Annotated in this window: 30 protein-coding genes; 10 read left to right on the forward strand and 20 right to left on the reverse strand. The window is 71.9% G+C overall.

Annotated features, from left to right (window positions below; translation table 11 throughout):
• Positions 1 to 24 precede the first annotated feature (24 nt).
• A complete protein-coding gene (locus AB0C01_RS29165; protein ID WP_357239172.1) occupies positions 25 to 774 on the forward strand; it encodes an SDR family oxidoreductase in 750 nt (249 codons plus the stop codon).
• 66 nt (positions 775 to 840) lie between these two features.
• Here the strand turns inward: AB0C01_RS29165 and AB0C01_RS29170 are convergent, their stop codons facing one another.
• Both AB0C01_RS29170 and AB0C01_RS29175 read right to left on the reverse strand, forming a co-directional pair.
• Positions 841 to 1,263 carry a hypothetical protein gene (locus AB0C01_RS29170; RefSeq protein WP_357572656.1) on the reverse strand — a complete coding sequence of 141 codons (423 nt, stop codon included), beginning with the start codon at positions 1,261 to 1,263 and terminating at the stop codon, positions 841 to 843.
• Positions 1,260 to 1,814 carry a WHG domain-containing protein gene (locus AB0C01_RS29175; protein WP_357239174.1) on the reverse strand — a complete coding sequence of 185 codons (555 nt, stop codon included), beginning with the start codon at positions 1,812 to 1,814 and terminating at the stop codon, positions 1,260 to 1,262. Before AB0C01_RS29175 ends, AB0C01_RS29170 begins: the two co-directional genes overlap by 4 nt.
• A 110-nt stretch (positions 1,815 to 1,924) precedes the next feature.
• Between AB0C01_RS29175 and AB0C01_RS29180 the strand changes: the two genes are divergently transcribed.
• Positions 1,925 to 2,641 (forward strand): MBL fold metallo-hydrolase, encoded by a 717-nt coding sequence (locus AB0C01_RS29180; protein ID WP_357239176.1) that lies wholly within the window; start codon positions 1,925 to 1,927, stop codon positions 2,639 to 2,641.
• An 18-nt stretch (positions 2,642 to 2,659) separates the two neighbouring features.
• Here AB0C01_RS29180 and AB0C01_RS29185 read toward each other — a convergent pair whose 3' ends face one another.
• The 5 genes from AB0C01_RS29185 to AB0C01_RS29205 form a co-directional block, all read right to left on the reverse strand.
• Positions 2,660 to 2,953 carry a DUF6510 family protein gene (locus AB0C01_RS29185; RefSeq protein WP_357239179.1) on the reverse strand — a complete coding sequence of 98 codons (294 nt, stop codon included), beginning with the start codon at positions 2,951 to 2,953 and terminating at the stop codon, positions 2,660 to 2,662.
• A gap of 35 nt (positions 2,954 to 2,988) precedes the next feature.
• Positions 2,989 to 3,753, reverse strand: a complete 765-nt coding sequence (locus AB0C01_RS29190; RefSeq protein WP_357240634.1) for a ferredoxin reductase — start codon at positions 3,751 to 3,753, stop codon at positions 2,989 to 2,991.
• Between the two features lie 7 nt (positions 3,754 to 3,760).
• Positions 3,761 to 4,360, reverse strand: a complete 600-nt coding sequence (locus AB0C01_RS29195; protein ID WP_357572657.1) for a sulfite oxidase-like oxidoreductase — start codon at positions 4,358 to 4,360, stop codon at positions 3,761 to 3,763.
• 76 nt (positions 4,361 to 4,436) lie between these two features.
• Positions 4,437 to 5,462, reverse strand: coding sequence for a TerC/Alx family metal homeostasis membrane protein (locus AB0C01_RS29200; RefSeq protein WP_357572658.1), 1,026 nt, complete (start codon positions 5,460 to 5,462; stop codon positions 4,437 to 4,439).
• A 204-nt stretch (positions 5,463 to 5,666) separates the two neighbouring features.
• On the reverse strand, positions 5,667 to 6,077 hold the full coding sequence (locus tag AB0C01_RS29205; RefSeq protein WP_357239188.1) for a DUF2267 domain-containing protein: 411 nt from the start codon (positions 6,075 to 6,077) through the stop codon (positions 5,667 to 5,669).
• Positions 6,078 to 6,233: 156 nt separating this feature from the next.
• Here AB0C01_RS29205 and AB0C01_RS29210 point away from each other — a divergent pair, with 156 nt between their 5' ends.
• Both AB0C01_RS29210 and AB0C01_RS29215 read left to right on the forward strand, forming a co-directional pair.
• A complete protein-coding gene (locus AB0C01_RS29210) occupies positions 6,234 to 6,506 on the forward strand; it encodes a DUF2795 domain-containing protein (RefSeq protein WP_328654669.1) in 273 nt (90 codons plus the stop codon).
• Positions 6,507 to 6,548: 42 nt separating this feature from the next.
• The gene (locus AB0C01_RS29215; protein WP_357572659.1) at positions 6,549 to 7,229 is read left to right on the forward strand and encodes a DUF1345 domain-containing protein; all 681 of its coding nucleotides are present in this window, start codon (positions 6,549 to 6,551) and stop codon (positions 7,227 to 7,229) included.
• Positions 7,230 to 7,499: 270 nt separating this feature from the next.
• Here AB0C01_RS29215 and AB0C01_RS29220 read toward each other — a convergent pair whose 3' ends face one another.
• The 4 genes from AB0C01_RS29220 to AB0C01_RS29235 form a co-directional block, all read right to left on the reverse strand.
• Entirely contained in the window at positions 7,500 to 8,165 is a 666-nt protein-coding gene (locus AB0C01_RS29220; RefSeq protein ID WP_357572660.1) for a hypothetical protein, read from the reverse strand.
• A gap of 53 nt (positions 8,166 to 8,218) precedes the next feature.
• Entirely contained in the window at positions 8,219 to 9,193 is a 975-nt protein-coding gene (locus tag AB0C01_RS29225) for a pirin family protein (protein ID WP_357239198.1), read from the reverse strand.
• A 500-nt stretch (positions 9,194 to 9,693) separates the two neighbouring features.
• On the reverse strand, positions 9,694 to 10,257 hold the full coding sequence (locus tag AB0C01_RS29230; RefSeq protein ID WP_357572661.1) for a hypothetical protein: 564 nt from the start codon (positions 10,255 to 10,257) through the stop codon (positions 9,694 to 9,696).
• 622 nt (positions 10,258 to 10,879) lie between these two features.
• Entirely contained in the window at positions 10,880 to 11,191 is a 312-nt protein-coding gene (locus AB0C01_RS29235; protein WP_357239204.1) for a MazG-like family protein, read from the reverse strand.
• A 214-nt stretch (positions 11,192 to 11,405) separates the two neighbouring features.
• Between AB0C01_RS29235 and AB0C01_RS29240 the strand changes: the two genes are divergently transcribed.
• Together AB0C01_RS29240 and AB0C01_RS29245 are read left to right on the forward strand one after the other, a co-directional pair.
• Complete coding sequence (locus tag AB0C01_RS29240; protein ID WP_357572663.1) at positions 11,406 to 12,776, forward strand: hypothetical protein; 1,371 nt, start codon at positions 11,406 to 11,408, stop codon at positions 12,774 to 12,776.
• A gap of 94 nt (positions 12,777 to 12,870) precedes the next feature.
• Positions 12,871 to 14,499: an alkaline phosphatase D family protein gene (locus AB0C01_RS29245; protein WP_357239210.1), complete on the forward strand. Its 1,629-nt coding sequence runs from the start codon at positions 12,871 to 12,873 to the stop codon at positions 14,497 to 14,499.
• A gap of 65 nt (positions 14,500 to 14,564) precedes the next feature.
• On the opposite strand, the gene AB0C01_RS29250 is transcribed toward AB0C01_RS29245, so the two are convergent.
• From AB0C01_RS29250 to AB0C01_RS29260, 3 genes are all read right to left on the reverse strand, one after another.
• Entirely contained in the window at positions 14,565 to 15,284 is a 720-nt protein-coding gene (locus AB0C01_RS29250; RefSeq protein WP_357572664.1) for a hypothetical protein, read from the reverse strand.
• Positions 15,285 to 15,516: 232 nt separating this feature from the next.
• A complete protein-coding gene (locus AB0C01_RS29255) occupies positions 15,517 to 16,629 on the reverse strand; it encodes a DUF3626 domain-containing protein (protein ID WP_357572665.1) in 1,113 nt (370 codons plus the stop codon).
• Complete coding sequence (locus AB0C01_RS29260) at positions 16,613 to 17,068, reverse strand: VOC family protein (protein WP_357239218.1); 456 nt, start codon at positions 17,066 to 17,068, stop codon at positions 16,613 to 16,615. Before AB0C01_RS29260 ends, AB0C01_RS29255 begins: the two co-directional genes overlap by 17 nt.
• 58 nt (positions 17,069 to 17,126) lie before the next feature.
• Here AB0C01_RS29260 and tsaA point away from each other — a divergent pair, with 58 nt between their 5' ends.
• Positions 17,127 to 17,555 (forward strand): tRNA (N6-threonylcarbamoyladenosine(37)-N6)-methyltransferase TrmO, encoded by a 429-nt coding sequence (gene tsaA, locus AB0C01_RS29265; RefSeq protein ID WP_357239221.1) that lies wholly within the window; start codon positions 17,127 to 17,129, stop codon positions 17,553 to 17,555.
• Between the two features lie 27 nt (positions 17,556 to 17,582).
• Here tsaA and AB0C01_RS29270 read toward each other — a convergent pair whose 3' ends face one another.
• Together AB0C01_RS29270 and AB0C01_RS29275 are read right to left on the reverse strand one after the other, a co-directional pair.
• A complete protein-coding gene (locus AB0C01_RS29270) occupies positions 17,583 to 18,212 on the reverse strand; it encodes an MBL fold metallo-hydrolase (protein WP_357239224.1) in 630 nt (209 codons plus the stop codon).
• A complete protein-coding gene (locus AB0C01_RS29275) occupies positions 18,212 to 19,297 on the reverse strand; it encodes an S-(hydroxymethyl)mycothiol dehydrogenase (RefSeq protein WP_357239227.1) in 1,086 nt (361 codons plus the stop codon). Before AB0C01_RS29275 ends, AB0C01_RS29270 begins: the two co-directional genes overlap by 1 nt.
• A gap of 185 nt (positions 19,298 to 19,482) precedes the next feature.
• Here AB0C01_RS29275 and AB0C01_RS29280 point away from each other — a divergent pair, with 185 nt between their 5' ends.
• The 3 genes from AB0C01_RS29280 to AB0C01_RS29290 all read left to right on the forward strand — a co-directional run bounded on the left by AB0C01_RS29280 (position 19,483) and on the right by AB0C01_RS29290 (position 22,631).
• On the forward strand, positions 19,483 to 19,902 hold the full coding sequence (locus tag AB0C01_RS29280; RefSeq protein WP_357239231.1) for a hypothetical protein: 420 nt from the start codon (positions 19,483 to 19,485) through the stop codon (positions 19,900 to 19,902).
• Positions 19,903 to 19,922: 20 nt separating this feature from the next.
• Entirely contained in the window at positions 19,923 to 21,101 is a 1,179-nt protein-coding gene (locus AB0C01_RS29285) for a low temperature requirement protein A (RefSeq protein WP_357239234.1), read from the forward strand.
• Positions 21,102 to 21,179: 78 nt separating this feature from the next.
• Entirely contained in the window at positions 21,180 to 22,631 is a 1,452-nt protein-coding gene (locus AB0C01_RS29290) for a cryptochrome/photolyase family protein (RefSeq protein WP_357239237.1), read from the forward strand.
• Between the two features lie 12 nt (positions 22,632 to 22,643).
• Here AB0C01_RS29290 and AB0C01_RS29295 read toward each other — a convergent pair whose 3' ends face one another.
• The 4 genes from AB0C01_RS29295 to AB0C01_RS29310 form a co-directional block, all read right to left on the reverse strand.
• Positions 22,644 to 23,549 (reverse strand): SDR family NAD(P)-dependent oxidoreductase, encoded by a 906-nt coding sequence (locus AB0C01_RS29295; protein ID WP_357572666.1) that lies wholly within the window; start codon positions 23,547 to 23,549, stop codon positions 22,644 to 22,646.
• A 23-nt stretch (positions 23,550 to 23,572) separates the two neighbouring features.
• Positions 23,573 to 25,075, reverse strand: a complete 1,503-nt coding sequence (locus AB0C01_RS29300) for an NAD(P)/FAD-dependent oxidoreductase (RefSeq protein ID WP_357572667.1) — start codon at positions 25,073 to 25,075, stop codon at positions 23,573 to 23,575.
• A gap of 65 nt (positions 25,076 to 25,140) precedes the next feature.
• Complete coding sequence (locus tag AB0C01_RS29305) at positions 25,141 to 25,599, reverse strand: hypothetical protein (RefSeq protein WP_357572668.1); 459 nt, start codon at positions 25,597 to 25,599, stop codon at positions 25,141 to 25,143.
• Entirely contained in the window at positions 25,599 to 26,078 is a 480-nt protein-coding gene (locus AB0C01_RS29310; RefSeq protein WP_357572669.1) for a hypothetical protein, read from the reverse strand. Before AB0C01_RS29310 ends, AB0C01_RS29305 begins: the two co-directional genes overlap by 1 nt.
• Between the last annotated feature and the right edge of the window lie 14 nt (positions 26,079 to 26,092).

Raw genomic sequence — 26,092 nt, forward strand, 5'->3', positions numbered from 1 at the left:
CACCCACACCAAGGAGTACGACTCATGGCTCAGCTCAATGGCAAGACCGCACTGGTCACCGGTGGCACCACCGGCATCGGCCTGGCCGCGGCCCGCCGCTTCGCGGCCGAAGGCGCACACGTCTTCGTCACCGGCCGCCGCCAGCAGCAGCTGGACGAGGCCGTCGCGGCCATCGGCCCGAATGCCACCGGGATCCGCAGCGACGTCAGCGATCTCGACGACCTCGACCGCCTCTTCGACGCGATCACGACCCACGGCAACGGACTGGACGTGCTGTTCGCCAACGCCGGTGGTGGGGAGTTCGCCGCCCTGGGCACCATCACCGTGGAGCACTACTCGGACGCGTTCGACAGCAACGTGCGCGGCACCCTGTTCACCGTCCAGAAAGCCCTGCCGGTGCTCAACGACGGCGCGTCGGTCATCCTGACCGGCTCGACCGCGGCGACGAAGGGCGGCCCCGCCTTCGGCGTCTACGCCGCCTCCAAGGCCGCCATCCGATCGTTCGGTCGCACCTGGGCCGCCGAGCTGGCTGGTCGCGGGATCAGGGTCAACACCCTCGTCCCGGGCCCGACCGAGACTCCGGGCATCACCGGGCTGGCCGCCAGCCCGGAGGAGGCACCCGCGCTGCTGCAGATGCTCGCCGCCACGGTGCCGCTGGGCCGGATGGGCCAGCCGGAGGAGATCGCGAACGCCGCGCTGTTCCTGGCCTCCGACCAGAGCAGCTTCATGACCGGCGGCGAGATCTTCGTCGACGGTGGCGCGAACCAGGTCTGATCGAGGCGTTGCCCACGAGCACGGTGCCGGCCGGCGGCGCGACGTCGGCCGGCACCGGCCAACGCATCACGGGCGATCCGGGTGGCCGGCCGCGGCGAACCACCGGCCCAACCACGGGGTGAGCGCCACCAGGGCGACGGCGAGGGCGGTGATGACCGCCTGCCCGATCCGGCCCGGGGTGACGCCGACCGCCGGGTCCAGCACGTAGTTGGCGTACCAGTTGGCGGCCGCATCCGTCACCAGCACCGCGCAGCCCAGCGCGAGCCCCTCCACCCGGCGGGCCGCCAGGAGCAGCGCGGCCACGGGATCCCACAGCGTCAGGGACACGAAGTAGACCGTGAGCCACCCCGGCAGGGCGAGCTGTGGCCGGAGCGTCGGTACGAGCAACTGGGCGACATGCGCCAGGCCGCCGTAGGCGAAGACCAGCACCGCGACCGACACGACCAGCCGGACCGCGAGCGGCGCGTCCCGCCATCGGGCGGTGTTCATCGGGCCAGCGCGTCGGCGAGACGGGCGATGCCGTACTCGTATGCCTGGTCCACATCGCCGCCCAGCTTGAAGGCCCCGGCCAGTTCCATGCTGACGAATCCGTTCGCCCACGCGGTGAGCGTGCGTGCGGCGTCCAGGGCGTGGTCCTCGCCGGCGAGGTTCGCGGTCACCCGCAGTACGGGTTCGACGGCGTGGGTCAGGACGATGCTGGGGCCGGCGAGGTCGGATCGCGGCGCGAAGATCAGCTGGTAGCCCCGCGGTCGGGCGTGCGCGAACGCGCGAAAGGCTCGGGCCAGCTCGGCCAACTCGCGGCGTGGGTCGGTGCCGGCGACGATCACCGCGAGCCGTTCCCCGAGGTCGCGAATGGTGGCTTCGGTGATGAGGCGCACCAGGTCGTCGCGGTTTCGCACCCGCTTGTACAGCGACGGCGCGCGCACGCCGACCCGGTCGGCGACGGCCTGCATGGTCAGGCCGGCGATACCCGCTGATTCCAGGATGTCCTGCCCGGCGCGGACGATGGCGTCGACGGAGGTCCGATCGGGCGTCGGCATGCCGCTTCCCTCCGGATCGGGGGTCGGATTCGATGGCTATTGACCATAGCCATGATGGCTACGTACCATAGCCACATGCAGACGATAGCAATCCCGACACGGGTGCGGCGATGAGGCTCGCCCCGCACCTGCGCCGCATCGGCAACGACATCGTGGCCGTCTACCTCGTCGACACGGACGAGGGTGTGACAGTCATCGACGCGGGCCTGGCCGGGCACTGGCGCGAGCTGCGGGCCGAGCTGTCGGACCTGGGCCGCTCGGTGGACGACATCCGCGGCGTCGTCCTCACCCACGGCGACACCGACCACCTCGGGTTCGCCGAACGGCTTCGGCGCGACCACGGTGTCCCGATCTACGTGCACGAGGCGGACGCCGCCCGCGCGCGAGGCGAGGTCAAGGCCGACATGTCGTGGGGCACGATGAAGCTCGGCGCGACGGCCGGCTTCTTCTGGTACGCGATGCGCAAGGGCGGACTTCGCACCACTCACCTCACCGAGGTCGTCGCCGTGCACGACGGCCAGGTGCTCGACCTGCCCGGCGCGCCACGCGTCATCGCGGTCCCCGGGCACTCGGCGGGCAGCATCGCCATCCACGTGCCGATCGCCGACGCCGTCTTCGTCGGCGACGCCCTGACCACCCGGCACGTGCTGACCGGCCAGCGGGGTCCACAACCCGCGCCCTTCACCGACGACCCCCACCAGGCGCTGGCGTCGCTGCGCCACCTCGAGGACGTTCAGGCGTCGTGGGTGTTACCGGGCCACGGCACGCCGTGGTCCGGTGGGGTCGCCGAGGCGATCCGCGCGATCAGGACGGTCGCCGACGCCTGACCCGGCCGGGGCGATCCGTCAGAGCGGGCCGGGAAACGTCTGTTCCATCGGCATCGGCACCTGGAGGTACGTGGTGCCGCGTAGGTCCAGCCAGGCCCGGTCCGGTCCACGGACCAGTCGCACCATCACCTCCTCGCAGGAGGGGCAGCGGGCGACCAGACCCGGGGCGTGCGAGTAGACGTGCAGGCTGGCCATCGAGCCGGTCGTCCCGCAGTTCTCGCAACGGCCCATCGCGGTGCTCAGGTCCACGGTGAACAGCTCACGCATCGGGCCGTCGAGCATGTTGCCGTCCAGGTACGACATCTCGGTCATCGGATCTCCTCGGCGTAACGGGAGCGGGCGGGCGGTCAGCCGGTGGGGCCGAAGCGTTCGGTCTTGACCCGCCGCGACGGATGACCCAGCCCCACCAGCAGGTCGGCCACGGTCTCCACGAACGCGGTCGGACCGCACACGTAGGTGAGCGGTTCCAGGTCCGGCGGCCAGCCGTGCGTGTTGACGTCGGCCAAGCCGATCCGGTGCGGCTCGCCGCGCCAGCCCTCGGGCGCCTCGCGGGTGTAGACGTACGCGATGTCCAGGCCGAAGTCGTCGCGGACCCGGCGGCGCAGCTCGTCGGCGTAGATCACGTCGCCCGGGGTGCGCACCGAGTAGATCAGCCGGAACGGCGCCTTGCTGCCGGTCGCCCGCCGCGCACGGATCATCGCCATCAACGGCACGATGCCGGAACCACCGGCGACCAGCTGCACCGGCGCGGTCTCCTCGGGCCGCCAGATGAACCAGCCACCGAGCGGTCCGCGGACCTCCACCGGGTCGCCGGCGCCAAAGACATCGATGAGGTACGGCGACACCTCGCCGTCGTGCACCCGCTGGACGGTCACCTCGATGCGCGGGCCACCCGGGCCGTCCACCACGGGCCCGGCGATCGAGTACGACCGTGCGGCCTGGTAGCCGTCCGGCGCGGTGAGTCGCAGGTCGACGTGCTGCCCCGGCAGGTGCCCCGGCCAGTCCGGCACCTCCAGCACCAGGGTCTGCGCGCTGGGTGTCTCCACCCGGCGCTCCACCAGCCGGCCGACCTGCCACCGGTTGGGCGTCCGGCGCTGGGTGCTCGTCGCCACGGCGCGCTCAGTCACCCTGGTACCGCTGTTCGCGCCACGGGTCGCCGTAGTCGTGATAGCCGGCGGTCTCCCAGAACCCCGGCTCGTCCATCGTCTTGAGCCGGAGGCCGCGCACCCACTTGGCGGACTTCCAGAAGTACAGGTGCGGCACCAGCAGCCGGGCCGGCCCACCGTGCTCGGCGGGCAGCGGGGCGCCGTCGAAGGTGTGCACCACCCAGGCCTGGCCACCGCGCAGGTCGTCCAACGGCAGGTTCGTGGTGTACCCGCCGTAGGAGTGCGCCAGCGCGAAGTGCGCGCCGGTGTCGACGTCGGCGAGCAGCGTGTCCAGGGAGACGCCCTGCCACGTGGTGCCGAGCTTGGACCAGCGGGTGACGCAGTGGATGTCCACCTGTGGCGTCTCCTGCGGCAGGGCCATCAACTCCTGCCACGACCACCGGTGCTCGCTGCCGTTCTCGGCGGCGATGACGAACTCCCAGGTGTCCAGGGACACCCGGGGCGTCGGGCCGGCCGAGAGCACCGGGAAGTCCTCGGTCAGGTACTGGCCGGGTGGCAGGGCCGGCTCCTGCGTTCGGGGCCGACCCTGAAAGCCCGGTGACACGATTCCCATTGCACAGTCGTACCACCCGCGCCGGCCCGGCCGGGAGCTTTCCCGCGTACCTCCTGGTCGTACCGGCGCGGTGCGGTCAGTGCCGCTCCGCGACGACCTCGCGCTCCTCGGGCACGTCGCCGCCCCGGGTGGCGCGCAGGCTGGTCAGGGTGACCACCGCCAGGACGCCGATGATCACGCCGAGGGAGGCCAGGGTGGGGATCTGCGGCACGCTGTCCCAGATGCCGTGCGCCCAGTGCAGACCCAGCTTGAGGCCGATGAACGCCAGGATGATGGCCAGGCCGTAGCTGAGGTGCACCAGCCGGCTCAGCGCCGCGTGCAGGACGAAGTAGAGCGCCCGCAGGCCGAGCAGGGCGAACGCGTTGGTGGCGAAGACCAGGTACGGGTCCTCGGTGATGCCGTAGACCGCCGGCACCGAGTCGACAGCGAAGACGATGTCGGTGGCCAGCACCGCCACCACCACCAGGGCGAACGGGGTGAGTGCCCGCTTCGCGCCCTGCCGGACGGTCATCTTCGTGCCGTGGTAGTCGTCGACCACCGGCATGACCTTGCGCAGCAGTTTCACGGAGCGCATCTTGTTGATGTCGACTTCCTGCTGGTGCCCGGAGAGGGCGTCGCGCAACAGCTTCACCGCGGTGGCGATGAGGATGATCGCGAAGAGCAGGAAGGCGAAGTCGAGGGTCTGCAACGCCGCCGCGCCGAGCGCGATGAAGATGGCCCGCAACACCAGCGCGCCAGCGATGCCGTAGAGCAGCACCCGCTGGGCGAGCACCGCCGGCACCGCGAACGCGGCCAGCAGCAGCATGAAGACGAAGAGGTTGTCGACCGAGAGCGACTTCTCCACCAGGTAACCGGTCAGGTACTCCACACCCTGCTGGGAGCCGAAGCGGGACCAGATCCAACCGCCGAACGCCAGCGGCAGCGCGATATAGAAGGCCGACCAGCCGAGGGCCTCCCGCATGGACACCTCGTGCGGGCGACGGGTGACCAGGAAGTCCAGCACCAACAGCAGAAGGACGCCGATGATGGTGACCGCCCACAGCGTGGGCGTGCCCACCGACGACAGGTCACTGGCGGCGGACAAATAAGACACTTCGGTCATGGCTCTCCTCGAACACCGTCATGTTCGAGGTCTCCTTCACCCATCACCTGATGGGCAACCACCCGAGGCACGCCGGGCGTGCCGTACTGACCGGAATGGTTCGTGGGAAGTACTCCCCTCGCACGACAAGGTTAGGCCAGGCTGAATCCCCACGCCAAGCGGGACATCAATGGTTGCCCTGGTAAACAGCTGTGTGCACCGCGATCAGGCACGGCGCAGCGTCGCCCCCGGAGCCATCGCCTGCTCCACCAGGCCCCGATAGTCGCGCGGCAACTGAGTGACGACGTCATCGAACTCACCACCGGTGATCGCCTCCCGCAGGGTGGTGAAGACCGCCCGCGTCGCGTCCCCGGCGGCCGGCTCCTGCACCCCCGCGCGCAACGCCACCCGGGCGACGAACTCGGCCGCCCCGAACCGGTCCGCCTGCTCCGTGCTCGGGCTCGGCTTGAGCACCAGTTGCAACGGCTGCGGCAGTTGGGCGGCCAGGTCCAGGACCTCGCCGCCGGTCAGCCGCTCGGCGAACGTCTCCAGGACGGCGCGGGTCACCTCGACCGCGCGCTCCGAGGACGTCGCGGTGCGGTGGGAAACCTGGTCGATGAAGGTGTCGTAGTTCATCGCGTACTCCCTTGGGCTCGCGTCGGCGCCTGCGGGTACCCGCGGCGGCGGAGCGGAAACGGCCCGGGATTCCTGCGCCGGTCGGGCGTGAGGGGCCGGCGGGTGGGTAACCGCCGCCGGTCGTGACCACATCGATGCCCCGAGGGAGCCCACGCCATGGCGAGCTACGCCGACGTCCTGCAGTACCTGTCGAGCCTGGACTACCCGGCCGAGAAGGACGACGTGGTCCGCGAGGCCGAACGGGAGGGCGCCCCGCCGGACGTACTGAAGGCGTTGCGGGCCCTGCCGCCGGTGGACTACGCCAACGGCACCGAGGTGGCCCGGTCGGCCGGCATCGAGGCCGCGCCCGAGGTGGGTCCCGCGCAGCGCGCCGAACAGGCCCGGGACAAGACGCACAACCGGGTCTCGCAGCATCTGCGCGGCATCTGACCCGGCGGTGGCGGCCACGGCTCCGACACCGGGGCGTCGCCGATGACCCACCCCGGCCCCGCACCCCGACCGTCGTCCCGACCGCCGGACGTGCGCTTCCCGGCCGCAGTGCAACTCGCCGTGGTGGCCGTGGTCGGTGTCATCGCCGGCTGCCTCTTCGCGCTGCTGCTACCCCTACCGCTCGCCGCGCTCGCGGGCTGGGACGTGGGCGCGCTGAGCTGGCTCGCCCTGGTCTGGCACAAGCTCTGGCCGATGGACGCCGAGCGGACCGCGCGGCTGGCCGTACACGAGGACCCGAATCGGGCGATCCGCGACGCGCTGCTGCTCGTCGCCTGCCTGGCCAGCCTGCTGGCCGTGGGACTGGTGGTGGCCAGCGCCCAGAGCGCGCCACCCGGGCTCGGCCGGGAGGCGCACGGCGCCCTCGGCGTCCTCAGCGTGCTGCTGTCCTGGTTCGTGGTGCACACCGTGTTCGCCGCCCGGTACGCCCGGATCTACTACACCGGCCCGGACGGCGGGGTGAACTTCAACCAGTCCGAGCCGCCGTGCTACTCCGACTTCGCGTACGTCGCATTCACCATCGGGACGACGTTCCAGATCTCCGACACCAACCTGACCAGCAACGAGATGCGTCGCACGGTGCTACGGCACTCGATGGTGTCGTACCTGTTCGGTGCCTTCATCATCGCCGTGACCGTGAATCTGCTGGCCGGCCTGGCCAACTGAGCGGGCTGCGATGGAGGGGGCCGCGCTGGCCCGGAGGTGGCACGGAGCGGCGCGAAAGGAAGGGCCGGGACAGGCGGGCGCCCCTGGTCACGAACCGCGACCCAGGGCGCCACGCAAGCCTGCCCAGGCGGTGAACCGCGTCCGAACCGGTCGCGGGTCACCAAGCGGTGGATGCCCGCCCGAACCGAGCGGTCAGCACTGCCGGGTCCAACCATACGACAGAACATCCTCCGTTTGGTCAGATTTTGACGAAGTGTGGGCCAGGGCACGTCACGGCCGACCAGTCACCTCCGCGTACCGGTGCTCCAAGTCGACCCGGGCCAGCGCCCCCACCAGCCAGGCCAGCTGCTCCGACTCGCTGGCAAGGCCGGCCAGGTCGTCCGCCGACCTGCCCAGACCGAGCCGACGGGCCGCCGCCAACGCCCGGCGGTCGGCGACCGGCGCCACCTCCCGCCACAGCGCCTGCGCCTCACGGAGAAACAACTCGACGACCTGACCATCCACGCCCGGAAGCTCGGTGAGGAGCGTCCGCTCCCGGTCCGGGTCGTGCCGCGCCACCGCCCGCAAACGGCGCAGATCCCCCCGGTACCGCTCGACCACCGTGCGGGCCAGGTCACCCAACACGTCGGCGAGCGCGTCCACGTCGCCGCGCTGGCCACTCGCGCGCAGCACCCGGGCCCGGTCCTCGTGCAGTGACCGGGCCAGCCGGGCGGCGCTGTCCCAGCCCTCGTCGCGCAACGCCCGCGCCCCGTCCAACGCCCGGCGGAAGTCGCCCCGACGCGCCAGGAGCACCGCCAGGTAGAGCACCTGGAACAGGCTCGCCGGGTTGTTGGTCACCCGAAAGCCGTACTGCTCGGCGAAGCCCCGTCCGCTGCCGGCGAGGCGGCGCGCCAGACGCTTCCGGTCCGCCAGGGGCGTGATCAGAGTGGTCGGCATGCCGGCGACTACCCGCGCGACCCTCGGTCACACCCGGCCCGCGTCGGGCCGCGTCAGCTGTGCAGGCCGCCGGTGCGGTCGCGGGCCTTGAGGCGGGTGGTGGGCAGGGCGGGAGCCGGCAGCGGAGGCGCCGAATCGTCGGCGACCACGCCGAACCGTCCGTCCCCAGCCATCCAGTCCGCGCGGGCTGCCGCGATCTCCTCGTGCGAGCGGCCGACGAAGTTCCACCACATGACCAGCGGCTCCTCGAAGGGCGCACCGCCCAGCAACAGCAAGCGGGCCCCGGCCCCACCGCGCACGGTCAGCTCGCGGCGACCGGAGCCCAGATACAGCAACTCCCCCGGCTCGAATCCCACCTCGGCCGCCTCGGCGGCGCCGGACATCGCCAGCAGGGCGTACTCGAAGTCGGGCCGCAGCGTCAACGTCGTCGGCGCCTCACCGCTCAACTCCAACTGCACGCCGACCAGCGGGGTGTGCACCACCGCCGGTGACCGCTGCCCGGCGAACTCGCCCACCAGCAGGGTGAGATCAAGATCGCCGTCGCGCCACCGCGGCAGGTCGGCGTGGTGCGCGAAGTCGGCCGCCCCGGCCCGCGCCGGGTCCGGCAGCGCCACCCAGAGCTGCACGCCGTGCATCACCGGCGGGTGGACGGCCGGCGACCGCTCGGAGTGGGCGATGCCGTTGCCCGAGGTCATCACATTGAGTTGACCGGGCCGGATCGGCTGCACGTTGCCGAGGCTGTCGCGGTGCAGGATCTCACCGTCGAGGAGCCACGTCACCGTCTGCAGACCGGTGTGCGGGTGCGGCGGCACCTCCATGCCGGGCCGCTGCGCCACATCGTCCGGGCCGAAATGGTCCACGAAACACCAGGCGCCGACCATCCGACGGACCCGCTGCGGCAACAACCGCCGCACCGTGGTGTACCGACCCAACGGCACGTCGTGGCCGGGCAACAGCACACTGCCGGGATCCACGTCGGCCACGCCAGGTGGCCGGGTCTGCGCCAGCATCGATTCGGTACGCTCCACCGCCCGACTGTACGCTCACGCCCTCGGACCGTCGCGGCGCTTCCTGGTCAAGAGCTCGCCGAGAGCCGGACGACAGTTCCCGCCGCGCCCAGGTCGAGTTCGCGCCGGCAGGTACCGCATCCGCCGGGACGGCCGAATCACTCGGTGCCAGTCGCGCACTCCCCACCTCCGCCGGCGCTGTCAATCGCGCTCCCCGCCGCTGGCGGTGCGGGTCATGCTTGTCACCGCCGCCCGCGGTGCCGATCGCGCACTTCACCGCCGCAGGAACGGAGATCTTGGACAGTTACCGTTTCGCGCGAACGGAAACTGTCCAAGATCGGCGAACAACCACCGATCAGGTCGGGGTAATCAGCTCCCCGGCACGCCCGAGGGTGCGTCGGGCACCTCACCGCCCAGCCCGCCAGCCCCGACCAGGCGGCGGATACGCCGCTGGCCGGCACCCGGTTTGCGGGGTGCCGGCCAGCGGTCCGTGTAGTGCGGTAGTGCGGTAGTGCGGTGGGTCAGCTGTTCCAGTGCTGGCTGACGAGGTCGGTGGCCTGCTGCTCCCACTGGGCGTAGGCGTCGGGGTAGGCGGACACCTGGACGGTCTGCGCGGCCTCGGTCAGGGGCATGTCCTGCCAGCCGTCGACCTGCTTGAGGCCCTTGAGGAACACGGTGGTGGAGTAGGCCGGGTCGGTGATCTGCTCCGGCGTGCCCCAACCCGAACTCGGGCGCTGCTGGAACAGACCCAACGAGTCGTGGTCGTTCATGTCACCCAGGTGGCCCAGGTTGTCCAGCTTCGACTCCTGCAGGCTCGTCGCGATCGAGATCACCGCAGCCCGCTCGGGCAGGCCGGCCTTCTTCGTGGCGGCGATGATCGCCTTGACGTTGGCGGTCTTCTCCTCGTTGAGGTCGATGTGCGACTGCTCGCCCTGCGGCTTCGGCGCGGTGGTCTGCACGGCCGCCGCGACGGGCTTGCCCTCAACCGGGTTGGCGGCGTGGGCGGCGATCGGGCCGGCGAACACACCACCGGCGAACGCCAGACCAGCAACGGACAGCACACTCTTACGCATGATCGTGTTCATGGGGGTAGCTCCTTCGGGGGTAGGACACCCCGACCGCCAAAAGGGGGGAACGGCGGCAGGGTGTGAGCACCTCGTCCGGCGCTGCACGTTCACAAGGGGGAAGTCTGAGGGGTAACACCCTCGCGGGCGTCGGGTCGGCGACCTACCGAGCGGAGGGCTCAGGGCGCCGGGGTCCAGATGTAACGACCGGGGGGCCAGGGTCATTCCGGGGGGCGGCCCATCCATCGGCACCCACGTGAAGGCGATGCCTACGGTCGTTCGTGGGGACTACAACGACCCGACCGGGTCCCGCATTCCCACCCCCGGCGGGCCGGGCGGCCGGGCGGTGGTCCTGCGATCATCAGGGTGTGTAACGACCCCGACCCCGCCACGATTCCGCCCCACGGGTGCGCCCGGCCACAGCCCAGAACCCACCCTGACCGGACAAGACACCCACATCATCTCGCGCCCATGACCTTGAGCCACCAAACGAGCACGATCCACTCGACTTCAAGAAAATCGGGCTATCCCGGACCCACAGTCACCCCGATATCAAGAGAACCGAGTCGATCATGCCCGCCTAGGCGCGCACGGCCTCCGGCCACGCCGCGCGCGGCGTACGGGGGCCTCGGCCGGGGCGGGTTCACCCGGCGAGGCGGGAGCGCACCTTCGCGGCGCAGGCGTCCAGGACGGTCTGCGCGTCCAACCCCAGGCTCTCGATGGCCACCAAGGCCGTAAAGGCGACGTCCGCCAACTCCGCCGCGACGTCCTCGCGGGTGTGGGTGACACCTTTGCGAGGATTCTGCCCGAGCAGACCGATCCAGGCGGCGGACGCCTCCCCCGCCTCCTCGGTCAGCTTGAGGATGCGGCAGGTCAGTTCGGTCTGCCCGGTGCCGTTCGCCGTGTCCAGCCACGTGCGCGACGCTCGGGCCGCCTCCCAGATCAACTCGTCCACGCCGACAAGTCAACCTGACCGGCCCACCCCCACCGACAACCGGGTACGTCCGGCCGACCATCCACCAGCACGCGGCGCATACCGCTTGACCAGCCGATCAGCACAGCCATTGACACGTGTCGACGGCGGTCCTAGGTTCAGGGCGCTACCGGCCGGTAGGCAACCGTCCCGCCTGGTCGCCCCCAGGGCGACATCCGTCCGATGGGGAGCATCGATGCTGTCCGCACCCGTTCGTACCCTCCGCCGGCTGCTCGCCGCGACCGTGACGCTGACCCTGGCGGTCGGGTTGGCCGGTGCCGCGCCGGCCAGCGCCACCGGTCGCGACCCGGGCGGCGGCCAACCGCTGCCCGGCTACACCATCGAGAACCCGCCGTTGGCTCCGCTGGTCGTGGGCGGCAGGTCCACGACGGTACGCCAGGGCGTGCACCGCCACGCCGGCTACATCATCGAGGTCCCCGCCCGGTGGAACGGCAACCTGGTGTTGTGGGCGCACGGTTACCGGGGCCAGGGCACGGTGCTCTCGCCGGAGCCGCCCGCCTTCGGGTTGCGCGAGCGTCTCGTGGAGCAGGGGTACGCCTGGGCGTCGTCGTCGTACGACCGCAACGGCTTCGACATCCGCTCCGGCGTGCTGGGCACCAAAGACCTCGCCGACCACTTCGGACGGACGGTTCGCCGACCGCACCACACCTACCTGGCCGGGGTGTCGATGGGCGGGTACGTCATCGGTCGTTCGCTGGAGCAGTACCCGGGCTACTACGACGGGGCGCTGCCGATGTGCGGGGTGCTCGGCGATCAGACGCTGCTCGACTTCTACCTGGACTACAACCTGGTCGCACAGGCGCTCGCCGAGGTGCCGGCCCATCCCGCCCCGGCCGACTACCTGACCAACGCGGTGCCCCGCATCCAGGCGGCGCTCGGCCTGACGGGACTGACCCCCACCGGGCCGGACACCACCACCGAGCGGGGCAGGCAACTGCGGGCGATCACGGTGAACCGTTCGGGCGGGCCGCGTCCGGGAGCTGACGCCGCGTTCGCGGTCTGGAAGGACTTCCTCTTCTCGATCAGCGTGCCCACCAGCAGCGGCAACTCCCCCGCCCAGCGACCCGGTCAGCTGTCCACGAACCTGCTCACCCGGTACACCCCGAACAGCTCGGTGAACGTCAACGCCACCGTGCGGCGGGTCCCCCCGGAGAACGTCGTGCAGCGGCTCCTGCCGACGCTGACCGAGGTGCCGCGGATCGCCGGTCGGCCCACCGCGCCGGTGCTCAGCCTGCACGGCCTCGGTGACCTGTTCGTTCCGTTCAGCATGGAGCAGGCGTACGCCACCGACGTGGCACGCAACGGTCGCGGCAGGCTGGTGGTGCAGCGGGCGATCCGGGCCACGCAGCACTGCGAGTTCACCCCGGCCGAGGCCGGCGCCGCCTGGGACGACCTGGTGTCGTGGGTACGCACCGGCAAGCGCCCGGCCGGCGACACCGTGACGGACCCGGCCGTGGTGGCGCGGCCCGACTACGGCTGCCGGTTCAGCGACCGGGACGCGTACGCCGCCGGGGTTGGCACCCGCCGCCTCTACCCCGCCTGCTGAGCGGCGGGGTAACGGGAACCCCCGTCGACGGGTCGGCGAACACTCGTCGACGGGGGCAGCGCACGAGCCACCATCGACGGTAGACACATAGACCATGACGAACACCCTTGACCGTCGTACTCTCCTGCGGGTGGCCGGCGCATCGGCTGGCACCGCCGCGCTGGCCGGCGTCACCCTCGCCGGTGGCGCGCCGGCCCACGCGGCCGACGGCGCCTTCCAGCACGGCGTCGCCTCCGGTGACCCGCTACCGGACGGCGTCCTGCTCTGGACCCGGTTGACCCCGACCGCCGAGGCGCAGCCCGGCTCCGGCCTCGGCCCCGAGGTGGGCGTGACCTGGCAGGTCGCCGCCGACCCGGACTTCACCACGGTGGTGGCCGTGGGGACACAGCACACCGGACCGGCATCGGACCACACGGTGAAGGTGGTGGTGGACGGCCTGGCACCGGCCACCACCTACTGGTATCGCTTCGGCCACAACGGCGGCTGGTCGCCGGCTGGCCGGACCATGACGGCGCCACCGGTGGAGGCGGAGATCGACCGGCTGCGCCTCGGCGTGGTGTCCTGTGCGAACTGGGAAGCCGGCTTCTTCGCGGCGTACCGGCATCTGGCCGAGCGAGGCGACCTCAACCTGGTGGTGCACCTGGGCGACTACCTCTACGAGTACGGCAGCGGGGAGTTCGACGCGGGCGGCACGGTGGTCCGGCCGGTGCGACCCGCGCACGAGGTGCTCACCCTCGCCGACTACCGGATCCGGCACGCGCTCTACAAGACCGACCCGGACCTGCAGGCGTTGCATGCCGCAGTGCCGTGGGTGATCACCTGGGACGACCACGAGGTGGCCAACGACCAGTGGTCCGGCGGCGCGGAGAACCACACGCCGGGCACCGAGGGCCCGTTCACGGATCGGCTCGCCGCGGCGCGCCAGGCGTACCTGGAATGGATGCCGGTGCGGGTCGGGGTGAACGGCGCGATCTACCGTCGGCTGCGTTTCGGCCGGCTCGCTGAGTTGTCCATGCTGGACCTTCGCACGTACCGCTCACAGCAGGCGTCCGGGACCGCGGTCGACGACCCGGGACGCACCATCACCGGTGACACGCAGATGTCCTGGCTCAAGGCTGGGCTGGCCACGTCCAGCGCACGGTGGAAGCTGGTCGGCAACCCGGTGATGATCGCGCGGGTGGACGTCGGGGCTCTGCCCGCCTGGCTGCTCGGCCCACTGGGTGCCCTGCTCGGCATCCCGCAGAACGGCGCGGCGCTCAACACCGACCAGTGGGACGGGTACAACGCCGACCGCAACGAGCTGGTCGACTACGTGCGTGCCACCGGCACCCGTGACGTCGTGTTTCTCACCGGGGACATCCACACCTCGTGGGCCAACGAGGTGACCACCCGATCCACCGGGCCGAACAACCCGGCCGCTGCCGAGTTCGTGGTGCCATCGGTGACCAGCGACAACGTCAACGACTTCCTCGGCCTGCCCGCCGGCAACGCGCTCAGCGCGCTGGGTGCCGGCCTGCTGCGTTCGACGAATCCGCACGTTCGCTGGACCGAACTGGACGGGCACGGTTACGGCGTACTGGAGGTGACCCGCGAGCGGTGCCGGATGGACTGGTATCACCTGGCCGACCGCACCCGCGCGGCCAGCACCAGCCGGTGGGTCGCCGGCTGGTCGGTGGGTGCCGGGTCGGCGAAACTGCGCAAGGAAGGCGCGCCGCTGGCCTGAGACCGGTACGACGACGCCGGCCGGCCCCCTGCACGGGGGGCCGGCCGGCGTGTGTGTCGCGGGTGTCACCACATCTGCTGGACGATGTCCGCCGCCTGCTCCTCCCACTGCGCGTACGCGTAGGGGAAGGCGGAGACCTGGACGGTCTGCGCGGCGGCGGTCAGCGGCAGGTCCTGCCAGCCGCCGACGTTACGGAGTGCGGTGAAGAACGCCGTGGCGGCGTACTCCGGGTCGGTGATCTGCTCGGGCGTGCCCCAACCGGACGACGGGCGCTGCTGGAACAGTCCCTGCGAGTCGTGGTCGTTGTACGCGCCGAGGTGGCCGAGGTTGTAGAGCTTCGACTCCTGCAACGAGGTGGCGACGCCGATCACCGCGCCCCGGTCGCCGACGCCGGTCTTCTTGGCCGCGTCCACGATCCTGCGGGCGTTGTCGAGCTGCGCGTCGTCGAGCGGGATACGCGACTGCGCGCCCTCGATGCCGTGCGGAATGAGCTGGTCGCGGCTGGGCTTGCCGGCCGGCGGCCTGCCGGTGGCGGAGCCGGTGGTCAGCCCCGACTCGACGGGCTGCTCCTCCTGGTGCACGGGGGCAGCGGCCTTGGCCTTGCCGGTGGCCAGGTCGATGGCGGCCACGGCGCCCTCGTGGGGGCCGGAGGTGACCGGGGCGGCGGCCGCGGTCGGCGCGAGTGCCAGACCGCCGAGGGCAGCCACACCCGCCACGCTCAGCGCGGTCTTGCGGTACGAGTCCTTGGCGATGGCGGGGAGCCATCGAGTGAAGTCGGCCTTCACGATGGTTCCTTTCGATCGTCGGAACGCTCCAGGGTGAACGCTCCTCGGGAGATGACCGCGGAAGAGGGTTTGGTGCTCCGGCGGTACGGGGACACAACCAGGTTCACGTGTCGGGCATTCCGGAAATGCCGGGGCGGGGGTCCGGGGTGGTGCCCGTCACCTGGGGACGTGCGACGGTCGACGCGACCGAGGACAGGTCGGCCCGAAACGGACGATCGGCGCAGCGGGCAGATCAGGTGCCGTACGGCGTGCCGTAACGGACCAGCACGTGCCAGAGCTGCTTCAGATGCTGAAGGGTGTCCGCGATCGGGCCGCGGTCCGCCCACCGGTGCGGTTCGGCGACCACCGAGGCAGCCGCCCGGCCGATCAGCGCCGCGTCCACCGGGGCGCCCGGTCGGGCAAACTCCCGGTGCAGGCGCGCCGCCAGCACCGGGATGGCCGGACCCCGGAACTCGGCGTCGACCCGGTCGACGTCCAGCGCGAAGCCGGGGTGCCACCGCAGCGGAAAACCGTACCGCTGGGCGATCGATTCCAGCGTCGCGCCGGTCGGCGTGCCGGCGAAGGACGGGTCCACCACCAGTGCCTCGACGTCGTGCGCGAGGTCGAGCGGGCCGTGGATCTGGGCCTCCACGTAGTCGTCGAGCGCGCGCCCGACCGTGCCCTGCGCGCTCGGCGGGTCCAGCAGCGTCCGCGCCAGGGTGGCGATGTCCGTTCCGGCCCGGCCCAGGCACTCGCCCGTGCTGGCGACGCCGGCCAGCAGCCCGGCGAGCACCGCCTCGAAGGCGTCGGCCGTGCCCACCACGCCAGGGTCGAGATGGCTGTCGCCGAGGCAGAAGGTCGCTCGGGCCAGCACCGCCGGGCGCAGCCGCAGGTGGCAGGAGCCGAAGCGTGGGCAGGCACCGTCCGCGTGGTCGAGCAGGTTCAGGCCGCCGTACGTGGGCCGCTGCGCCGGTGTCACGCCGGGTCGCTGGTACGCGCCGTCGAACCTCCGGCGCTCCCAGCGGTCCCGGTCGCCACCGGGGTACGCGGTGAGCCCACCGTTGGAGATCCCCGTGACGAACTGGCTGCGGTACGCCCCGTCCTCGGCCAGGGCGTCGGCGACGGTTCGGCCGTCGGCACAGAGCCGGTCGGGGTGGAAGTTGACGGTCAGCTGCCCGGACCGGATGGCCGCCAGCAGGTGCTCCGGTCGGCGGTCGACGTCCGCGGCGGCGAGGTGCCGGACGATGGTGGCCAGCGCGGCGGGGCGCTCGACCACGGCCACCGACCGTACGTACGCGACGGCGGCCGCCTGCGCCGGGGTGAGAGCAGCGGCGCGCAGGCCGTCCCGCTCAGACGTCGCCGTCACGTCCAGGGCCATCGTCGTCCGACCCGGTGCGCAGCTCCTGGAAGATGGTGATGTGCAGATCGGCCGGGGCGTCGAGGCGGGAGTTGAGCGACTGCCACGGCGTGCGGGTGGGCGGAGCGACCTCGCTCGCCCCGGCGGCGACCAACCGGGCCGTGGTCGCCTCGGCGTCGTCCACCTCGAAGGCCACCCGGAGGCGGGGCGCCACCTGTCGACCCACCTCGACCTCGTCGATCATGCGCTTCTGCGCCGGGTTGGCGATCTCCAGGGTGGCGCGGCCGGCGTCCAGGATCACCACCCGGGCGTCGTCGTCGCCGCTGAACGACGCCTCCTCCGGCAGGCCGAGCGCGTCGCGGAAGAACGCCACGGCAGCGTCGTGGTCGGCGGCCTCCACCACGAGTCGCAGCTGGCGGACAACAGGGGCGGGCGGGTCGGCGGCCATGTCCGGGATCCTAGCGCCACGAAGGGGTTAGGTTGGGAGCGTCCAGAGGGGAGCGACAGTGGTCGAGGCGGCGAGCGGTGACGCGTACCTGCTGCACCCGGTCGGGCGGGTCGCCTCGCCGCTGACCGACGCGGGGAGCGCGCCACGGCAGGGTGACGAGGGTGCGCCGGCCGCCTGGCTGGTCTTCGACGCGCACGTCGCGCCGGCGCTACGGGACCTGCGCGCCGGCGCGGAACTGTTGGTGCTGACCTGGTTGGACCGGGCACGCCGCGACGTGCTCGCGGTGCATCCGCGGGGCGACGAGAGCCGGCCCGAGACCGGTGTGTTCAGCACCCGATCCCCGCACCGACCCAACCCGATCGGGCTGCACCGGGTGCGGGTCCTGACGGTGGACGGCCTGCGGGTCCAGGTGGCCGATCTGGAGGCCCTCGACGGCACCCCGATCCTGGACGTCAAGCCGGTGCTGGGCGCGGTCGACGAGCGCTGAGCCGTCGACCGCGCCGCACACCGGGTCTCAGTGGCCCCGGGCGAGCCATTCGTCAAGGTGTGGCGCCTCCGCGCCGATCGTCGTGTCGGCACCGTGGCCGGTGTGCACGACCGTCTCCGCCGGCAGGGTGAGCAGACGGGTCCGGATCGACTCAACGATGGTGTCGAAGTCGCTGTACGAGCGGCCGGTCGCGCCCGGACCGCCGGCGAAGAGCGTGTCTCCGGTGAACACCGCACCCAGCTCGGGGGCGTGGAAACTGCACGCGCCGGGGCTGTGCCCGGGGGTGTGCAGCACCCGCAGCGTGGTGCCGGCCACCTCGATGCCCTGCCCGTCGTGCAGCTCGCCGTGCGGCGGCAGGTGCGGGTGGACCATGTCCCAGAGGACCCGGTCGGCGGCGTGCAGCAGCACCGGCGCGCCGGTCGCCTCGGCCAGCTCGGGCGCGACCCGTACGTGGTCGTCGTGGGCGTGGGTGGCCAGGATCGCCCGAACCCGCCGGTCACCCACCAGGGCGAGGATCGCGGCCACGTCGTGCGGCGCGTCCAGGACGACACACTCGCTGTCGTCACCGATCACCCAGACGTTGTTGTCCACGTCGAACGTCTGCCCGTCCAGGGAGAACGTGCCGGCGGTGACCGCGTGGTCGACGCGGGCGGTCATCAGAACACCACCACCGAACGCAGCACGTCGCCCTGGTGCATCCGGGCGAAGGCGGTCTCGACCTGGTCGAGCGCGATCTCCTCGGTGACGAACGCGTCCAGGTCGAGGCGGCCCTGCAGGTACAGCTCGGTGAGCATCGGGAAGTCCCGACTGGGCAGGCAGTCGCCGTACCAGCTGGACTTCAGCGCACCGCCGCGCCCGAAGACGTCCAGCAGCGGCAGCTCGATCTGCATCTGCGGGGTCGGTACGCCGACCAGCACCACCGTGCCGGCCAGGTCCCGGGCGTAGAACGCCTGCTTCCACGTCTCCGGTCGGCCCACCGCGTCGATCACCACGTCGGCACCGAAGCCGCCGGTGGCGGCCCGGATCGCCTCGACCGGGTCGGTCTCGGAGGCGTTGACGGTGTGGGTGGCGCCGAACTTGCGGGCCCAGTCCAGTTTGCGGCTGTCGGTGTCCACCGCGACGATCGTCGTGGCGCCGGCGAGGACCGCACCGGCGACCGCCGCGTCTCCGACGCCGCCGCAGCCGATCACCGCGACCGAGTCGCCCCGGGTGACGTTGCCGGTGTTCATCGCGGCGCCCAGCCCGGCCATCACCCCGCAGCCGAGCAGGCCCACGGCGGCCGGTCGGGCGGCCGGGTCGACCTTCGTGCACTGCCCGGCGTGCACCAGGGTCTTCTCGGCGAACGCGCCGATACCCAGCGCCGGGGCCAGTTCGGTGCCGTCGGTCAGGGTCATCCGCTGCTTCGCGTTGTGGGTGTTGAAGCAGTACCAGGGGCGGCCCCGGCGGCAGGCGCGGCAGACCCCGCAGACCGCACGCCAGTTGAGGACCACGAAATCACCGGGGGCCACGTCGGTGACGCCGTCGCCCACCTGCTCGACGATGCCCGCCGCCTCGTGGCCGAGCAGGAACGGGTACTCGTCGTTGATGCCACCCTCGCGGTAGTGCAGGTCGGTGTGGCAGACACCGCAGGACTGGATCCGGACGATCGCCTCGCCGGGGCCGGGATCGGGCACCACGATGGTGGTCACCTCGACCGGCGCGCCCTTGCTGCGGGAGATGACTCCCCGGACTTCCTGGCTCACTTCGCCTCCTGCTGGTGGTGTGCGGCAGGGCCGGGCGCCGGGTGGGCAGGTGTGCCACGGGCTCGGCGGTGGGCCCCCGGCGAACCTACCGCGACCACCACGGCCAGCCCAGCCGGCCGGACGGGTTATCGCGGGCGGTCCGGGGTACGCCTGCCGCATTCGACCACGGCCAATGGGGAGTGATCATGAAGCTCGCGCACCTGCCGCTTCGAGTCAGCATCGGCGCGTACTTTCTCAACTCGGGTCTGGGCAAGCGCAACCTGGAGGGCGCCGCCGCCGAGGGCATGCACGGGATGGCGGTCGCCGCCATGCCGCAACTCGGTCAGTTCGACCCACCGCGCTTCGCGAAGCTGCTGTCGTACTCGGAGATCGCCCTGGGGGCCGCGTTGCTCGCGCCGTTCGTCCCGACCCCCCTGGTCGGCCTCGGCCTGACCGCGTTCGGCGCGGGTCTGGTGCAGCTCTACCTGAAGACGCCGGGGATGCGCGAGCCCGGCAGCATCCGACCGACCCAGCAGGGTGCCGGGCTCGCCAAGGACGTCTGGCTCGTCGGCGCCGGGCTGACCCTGGTGGTGGAGGGGCTGACCCACGGCCGCCGACGCCGGTGAGCCCCGCCTGAGGAGCGGCGGTGACGAACTCCCGTTCGGTGCGGCCGTTCTACCGGCCGATGCGGCCCCATCGTCGCGACGAGCCACACCGCGCGGCCACCCCGCTGGAACTCCTCTTCGACCTCTGTTTCGTGGTGGCCGTCGCGCAGGCGGCCAGCAGCCTGCACCACGACGTCGCCGAGGGCCACCTCGGCCACGCCGCGGCCAGCTACGCCATGGTGTTCTTCGCGATCTGGTGGTCGTGGGTGAACTTCACCTGGTTCGCCTCGGCGTACGACACCGACGACGACGTCTACCGGATCACCACCCTGGTGCAGATCTCCGGAGCGCTGATCCTGGCGGCCGGCGTGCCACGCGCGTTCGCCGACGGCGACTTCGCCGTCATCACCTACGGGTACGTGGTGATGCGACTGGCCGCCGTCGTGCACTGGACCCGAGCCGCCGCCGGAGACCCTCGGCACCGCGCGGCGGCGACCCGTTACGCGATCGGCGTGACCGTGGTGCAGATCGGCTGGCTGCTGCGGCTCACGCTGCCCGCCGAGTGGGGCATCGCGACGTTCGTGCTGCTGGCACTTGCCGACCTGCTGGTGCCGGCGGTGGCCGAACGCCCCGGGATGACCCCCTGGCATCCCGGACACATCGCCGAACGGTACGGGCTGTTCACCCTGATCGTGCTCGGCGAGGCCGTCCTGGCCATCTCGATCGCGATCCAGACCGGGCTCGACGCCGGCGAGCACGACCTCTGGTCGCTCGCGGCGGCCGGCGCGGTCATCGTGTTCGCGCTCTGGTGGCTCTACTTCGACCGGCCCATCGAGGCGCCCGACCGGATGCCGTACTCCCTGATCTGGGGCTACGGCCACTACCTGATCTTCGCCGCGATCGCCGCGATCGGCGCCGGCCTGGCGGTGTCGGTGGACGTCGAGCGGCACCTCGCGCACGTCTCCGGGAGCACCGCCGGGTACGCGGTGGCCATTCCGATCGCCGTCTTCCTGCTCACGGTCTGGGTGCTGCACGTACGCCGGCAGCAGCACGGCGCGGTGGTCGTCGCCTTCCCCGTCGTCGCGCTGTTGGCACTGCTCGCGCCGCTCGGCCCGGCCCCGGTGTACGTGCTCGCGGCGCTGCTCGTCGCCCTCGTGACGCTGACCGTGCTGTTGCGCGGCCGCGACGTCGGGCCGAGCGCCGGGATCCACCCGTCCTGACTCGCCGGCGGACATCTCGGTGCCCGACTTCCGGTGCGGCACCGGGCGCGACGGCCCGAAGGTAGGCAGAATTGCGGCATGCCTCGCCGCCGATGGTTGCTGGCCGATCAGCTCGGGCCGCACTTCCTCGACGACCCTGACCAGCCGGTGTTGCTGGTGGAGGTCCGGGACCTCTTCCGCCGCCGACCGCTGCACCGACAGAAGGCGCACCTGATCCTGTCCGCGCTGCGTCACCGTGCCGCCGAGCTGGGTGACCGGGCGCTGCTGCTGCGGACCGACACGTTCCGGCAGGCGTTCGCGCGGGTCGGTGAGCCACTGGAGGTGTGCCATCCGCACTCCCGGGCGGCGCTGCGCTTCGCCCGGTCGGTGCCGGGCCTGACCGTGCTGCCACCGCGCGGCTTCATCACCAGCCAGACCGACTTCGCCGGCTGGGCGGACCGCCCGCGACGCGGCTCGTTGCGGATGACCGACTTCTACCGGGACGCCCGCCGCCGCCACGGCGTGCTGACCACCGCGACCGGGCCGGGACGGCGGCCGCGCACCGAGAGTCGCGCCGCGCCTGTCGCACCAACCCCACCGCCGCCGATCGTCGAGGATGACATCGACGCGGAGGTGCGCCGCGACCTGGACCGGTGGGCCGCCGACGGGGTGCGGTTCGTCGGCCGGGACGGTCCCCGGCGGCACCCGGCCACCCACACCGAGGCGCAGGCCCGACTCGCGCACTTCCTGACCCACCGGCTCCCCGCGTACGGCCGCTACGCCGACGTGATGAGCGGTACGGATCCGTTGCTCGCCCACTCGACGCTCTCGTCCTCGTTCAACCTGGGGTTGCTGCACCCGGAGCCGGCGGTACGCGCCGCCGAGCAGGCGTGGCGGGACGGCACGGCCCCCCGCGCGGCGGTGGAGCCGTTCATCCGAGGGCTGCTCGGCTGGCGGGAGTTCCTCTGGCAGCTCTACTGGTACTTCGAGCCGCGCTACCGGGGGGCGAACTGGTTGGCCGCGACCGAGCCGATCCCGCAGTGGTTCGCCGAGCTGGACGCCGACGCGGTGGAGGCGCGCTGCCTGGCCGACGTCCTCGCCGCCGTCCGGGATCGGGCCTGGACACACCACACGCCCCGGCTGCTGGTGCTGGCGAACTACGCGTTGCAACGCGGCTGGCGTCCCACCGAGGTGGCGGACTGGTTCCAGCGCTGCTTCGTCGACGGCACCGACTGGGTGATGAACGCGACGGTGATCGGCATGAGCCAGTACGCCGACCTGGCCCGGGTGGACACCCGCCCGTACGCGGTGGACGGCACCGACATCGACGAGATCAGCGACTACTGCGCCGGCTGCCGCTACACCCCGGAGCGGGCGCTCGGCGACCTGGCCTGCCCGTACACCGGGGGTTTCGAGAGTTTCCTGCACCGCAACCGGGTGCGGCTGGCGACCGATGCGCGCCTCGCCGCCGAGCTGGAGCGTCGCGACGACCCGGAGCACCGCGAGGCGGTGCTGGCCCAGGAGGAGAAGCGGGGCAGCACACCGCCGTGACCGCGCCGCCGGTCAGGCCACGTCGCGGACCGCGTCGGTGTCGCCGGGGCGTTGCGCCGGCACACCGGGGGTGGCGGCCGCCCGGCGGACGACGCCCCGGTTCAGACCGGCGACCAGCAGCCGGTTGTACGAGCCCGGCAGGACCCGGGCCAGCAGGTCCGGCAGCTTCGCCGACCAGCCGATCAGCACCCGGCCCCGCCGCCGCTCGACGCCGCGCAGGATCACCTCGGCGGCCCGCTCCGGCGCGATGGTGAGCAGCTTCTCGAACTGTGCCCGGCCGGCCGCGTACTCCTCGGGTGAGACGCCGCTGCCGATCCGGGCGTTCGCCGTGATCCGGGTGCGGATCCCGCCGGGGTGCACCGAGGTCACCCCGATGCCGTCGTCGACCAGCTCGTGGCGCAGCGCCTCGGTGAAGCCGCGCACCGCGAACTTGCTCGCCGAGTACGCGGTCTGCCCGGCCGGCGCGATCAGCCCGAACAGGCTGGAGATGTTGACCAGGTGCGCGCCCGGCTCTGCCTTCAGCGTCGGCAGCAGCGCGTGGGTCAGCTGCACCACGGCCCGGAAGTTGACGTCGATCACCCAGTTGAACTCGTCGAACGTCACCTGGTCGAACCGGCCGCCCAGGCCGACGCCGGCATTGTTCACCAACAGGCGTACGCGCGGGTGCCGCCTGCCGATCTCGGCGGCCACCCGGGCGGTGGAGTCCACGTCGGCGAGGTCCACCAGGTACGTGTGCGCCTGCCGGTCCGGGTGGTCGGCACGGATCACGGCGGCGACCGCGTCCAGCCGCTCGGCGTCGCGGTCCACCAGGACCAGGTCGGTGCCCCTGCCTGCCAGCGCGTGCGCCAGCGCCGCGCCGATGCCGCTGGCCGCCCCGGTGACCACGGCTGTCGCGCCGGTGAAGTCGAATCTCCGCACGGTCGCTGCTCCTCCGCTGACGGTCACCGGCGAGCAGCCGGACGGGTCGGTACGGGACGGTGGGTGGGCGCGGTGGCGCGGGAGAACCGCACCCCCTCGTCGGTGAGCCGACCGTGGCGCATCAGCAGCACGTCGCGGGCGTAGTTCTGGTGCAGCCGCCAGGGTGCGCGCACACCCTGGCGGGGCAGCGCGTCGACACCGCGCAGCACGTAGGAGGAGCGCAGGTCGATCAGCGGCACGCGCCCGTCGTCGGCGGGTGGCAGCGGGGTGACGACCTGCTGGCCGGTGCGGTCCAGGTGGCGCAGCAACCGGCAGACGTACCCGGCGACCAGGTCGGCCTTGAGCGTCCACGACGCGTTGGTGTAGCCGAGGGTCAGCGCGAAGTTCGGCACCCCGGACAGCATCATGCCCTTGTAGGCGACGGTGCCCGGGAGGTTGACCTCGGTGCCGTCCACGCGCAGGGTCAGGCCACCCAGGGCGAGCAGGTTGAGCCCGGTCGCGGTGACCACGATGTCGGCGGGCAACTCCGCACCGGAGGTCAACCGGACACCGTGCGCGGTGAACGTGTCGATGGTGTCGGTCACCACCGACGCCCTGCCCGCACGCACGGCCGTGAACAGGTCACCGTCGGGCGCCACGCAGAGCCGCTGGTCCCACGGGTCGTACCGGGGCGAGAAGTGCCGGTCGACGTCGTAGCCCACCGGCAGCAGGCCGGTCGCGGTCCGCCGCAGCGCCCGCCTCACCAGACCGGGGGCGCGCCGGCTGAGCTGGAAGGTGGCGGTGGACAGCAGCACGTTCTTCCAGCGCACCACCGGGTACGCGACGGTCGCCGGCAGCCGCCGCCGTAGCGCGTCGGCCAGCCGGTCGCGCGAGGGCCGGGCCAGGACGTACGTCGGTGAGCGCTGGAGCATGGTCACGTGGGCGGCCCGCTCCGCCAGGGCCGGCACCAGGGTGACCGCGGTCGCGCCGCTGCCGATCACCACCACCCGAGCGCCGGTGTGGTCAAGGTCGTCGGGCCAGTGCTGCGGGTGCACCAGCCGCCCGGCGTACGCGTCGACGCCGGGCAGGGCCGGGGTGTATCCCTCGTCGTAGCGGTAGTAGCCGGTGCAGGCGAACAGGAACGAGCAGGTCAGCACGACGGTTTCGGCGGTGTCGGTGCGGTGCGCGTACACCGTCCAGCGGGCGGCGCCGCTGTCCCACTCGGCGCGCACCACCCGGTGTCGGAAGCGGATGTGCCGCCGCACGTCGTACTCGCGGGCGGTCTCCCGCACGTACTCCCGGATGGTGGCGCCGTCGGCGATGGCCTTCGGGGCGGTCCACGGCTTGAACGAGTAACCGAGGGTGAACATGTCCGAGTCGGAGCGGATGCCCGGGTAGCGGAACAGGTCCCAGGTGCCGCCGACGGCGTCGCGCGCCTCCAGCACCGCGTACGTCTTGTCGGGGCAGTCCCGGCGCAGGTGGCAGGCGGCGCCGATGCCGGACAGGCCGGCGCCGATGATCAGCACGTCGACGTGGTCGGAGGCCATCGAGTTCCTCCATCCGGGGCGGTGGACGGACACTAACACCGCGCCCGGATGGCCGGAAACCGTCGCTAGTCGGACGCCTTGCTGAAGATCATGATCCAGTTGGTTTCCCAGGTCTGCTCACCGTCGACGGAGAACGCCTGCTCCCAGCGGGCCGTGGTCGCGCTGATGTCCGACCAGATGAACCGGCACCGCACCGGTCGGCCCTCGTGCTGGTCGTCGGCGTAGAAGTGCCCCACCCCGTCGACGAAGCGGCCCACCATCGGCGGCAACCCCAGCACCCCGTCGACACTGCTCACCCAGTAGATCGACCACTCCTGCCGGGCCGGGTCGAAGACCCGGACGGTGGCGCCTGCGGAACCCTTGGTCGGGAAGGTGATCTCGTCGAAGTGGCCGCCGCCGCCGAAGAAGCCGTGCGCGACGGACACCCCGGGAAACTCCTCCCACTCGTCGGAGCCCACCAGCCGCTTGCGCAGCCGCCGGTTCACCACGTTCCAGGTGCCCACAAAGAAGTCGAAGTCGCCCATCAGCGGCCCACCGGCCCTTCTGCTCGCGTGTCGTTGAGATATCCAGTCAGGTCGGGGGCCTCCGGCGCAAGCACGTGCCGAACCCAGGCGGCCCGCTCGTGTTCCAGCACCGCCAACTCCCACACGCACCCGATCGCGGGTCGATGGACCTTCACGAAGTGGGTCGGGTCCTCGTCCGGGCAGTCCAGCGCCGGCTGCCCGGCCGCGGCGACCCGGACCTCCACCGCGTTGTCCCACACCCAGGAGTACGCCAGCAGGTAGGCGCCGCTGTCCGCGCCCCGGTGCAGCACCACCCAGCCGGCGGCCGGGGTGCCGTCGTCGACGAGGTCGACGAGCAGCAACGGCATCTGCTCGTACGCGGCCTTCTCCACCTCCGGTTCGATCGGCTGCTCCGGCTGGTCGATGTGGTAGCGCTTGAATTGTCTGCCGCCCACGGTCACCGGTCCGGGGGTGCGAAGTTCCTTGTCGCGAAATGCCATGCCGGGACGGTAGG

Source organism: Micromonospora sp. NPDC048905, assembly GCF_040649655.1.
In the GTDB taxonomy this organism is placed as follows: domain Bacteria; phylum Actinomycetota; class Actinomycetes; order Mycobacteriales; family Micromonosporaceae; genus Micromonospora.

Bases quoted from the DNA above. Each gene is read 5' to 3' on its own strand.
- AB0C01_RS29300 (WP_357572667.1), bottom strand. From the start codon at position 25,075: ATGGCCTCCGACCACGTCGACGTGCTGATCATCGGCGCCGGCCTGTCC.
- AB0C01_RS29170 (WP_357572656.1), bottom strand. From the start codon at position 1,263: ATGAACACCGCCCGATGGCGGGACGCGCCGCTCGCGGTCCGGCTGGTC.
- AB0C01_RS29175 (WP_357239174.1), bottom strand. From the start codon at position 1,814: ATGCCGACGCCCGATCGGACCTCCGTCGACGCCATCGTCCGCGCCGGG.
- AB0C01_RS29290 (WP_357239237.1), top strand. From the start codon at position 21,180: ATGCCTCGCCGCCGATGGTTGCTGGCCGATCAGCTCGGGCCGCACTTC.
- AB0C01_RS29205 (WP_357239188.1), bottom strand. From the start codon at position 6,077: ATGAACTACGACACCTTCATCGACCAGGTTTCCCACCGCACCGCGACG.
- AB0C01_RS29280 (WP_357239231.1), top strand. From the start codon at position 19,483: ATGAAGCTCGCGCACCTGCCGCTTCGAGTCAGCATCGGCGCGTACTTT.
- AB0C01_RS29220 (WP_357572660.1), bottom strand. From the start codon at position 8,165: ATGCCGACCACTCTGATCACGCCCCTGGCGGACCGGAAGCGTCTGGCG.
- AB0C01_RS29305 (WP_357572668.1), bottom strand. From the start codon at position 25,599: ATGGGCGACTTCGACTTCTTTGTGGGCACCTGGAACGTGGTGAACCGG.
- AB0C01_RS29185 (WP_357239179.1), bottom strand. From the start codon at position 2,953: ATGACCGAGATGTCGTACCTGGACGGCAACATGCTCGACGGCCCGATG.
- AB0C01_RS29245 (WP_357239210.1), top strand. From the start codon at position 12,871: ATGACGAACACCCTTGACCGTCGTACTCTCCTGCGGGTGGCCGGCGCA.
- AB0C01_RS29210 (WP_328654669.1), top strand. From the start codon at position 6,234: ATGGCGAGCTACGCCGACGTCCTGCAGTACCTGTCGAGCCTGGACTAC.
- AB0C01_RS29310 (WP_357572669.1), bottom strand. From the start codon at position 26,078: ATGGCATTTCGCGACAAGGAACTTCGCACCCCCGGACCGGTGACCGTG.
- AB0C01_RS29195 (WP_357572657.1), bottom strand. From the start codon at position 4,360: ATGGGAATCGTGTCACCGGGCTTTCAGGGTCGGCCCCGAACGCAGGAG.
- AB0C01_RS29230 (WP_357572661.1), bottom strand. From the start codon at position 10,257: ATGAACACGATCATGCGTAAGAGTGTGCTGTCCGTTGCTGGTCTGGCG.
- AB0C01_RS29240 (WP_357572663.1), top strand. From the start codon at position 11,406: ATGCTGTCCGCACCCGTTCGTACCCTCCGCCGGCTGCTCGCCGCGACC.
- AB0C01_RS29180 (WP_357239176.1), top strand. From the start codon at position 1,925: ATGAGGCTCGCCCCGCACCTGCGCCGCATCGGCAACGACATCGTGGCC.
- AB0C01_RS29260 (WP_357239218.1), bottom strand. From the start codon at position 17,068: ATGGCCGCCGACCCGCCCGCCCCTGTTGTCCGCCAGCTGCGACTCGTG.
- AB0C01_RS29270 (WP_357239224.1), bottom strand. From the start codon at position 18,212: ATGACCGCCCGCGTCGACCACGCGGTCACCGCCGGCACGTTCTCCCTG.
- AB0C01_RS29165 (WP_357239172.1), top strand. From the start codon at position 25: ATGGCTCAGCTCAATGGCAAGACCGCACTGGTCACCGGTGGCACCACC.
- AB0C01_RS29215 (WP_357572659.1), top strand. From the start codon at position 6,549: ATGACCCACCCCGGCCCCGCACCCCGACCGTCGTCCCGACCGCCGGAC.
- AB0C01_RS29200 (WP_357572658.1), bottom strand. From the start codon at position 5,462: ATGACCGAAGTGTCTTATTTGTCCGCCGCCAGTGACCTGTCGTCGGTG.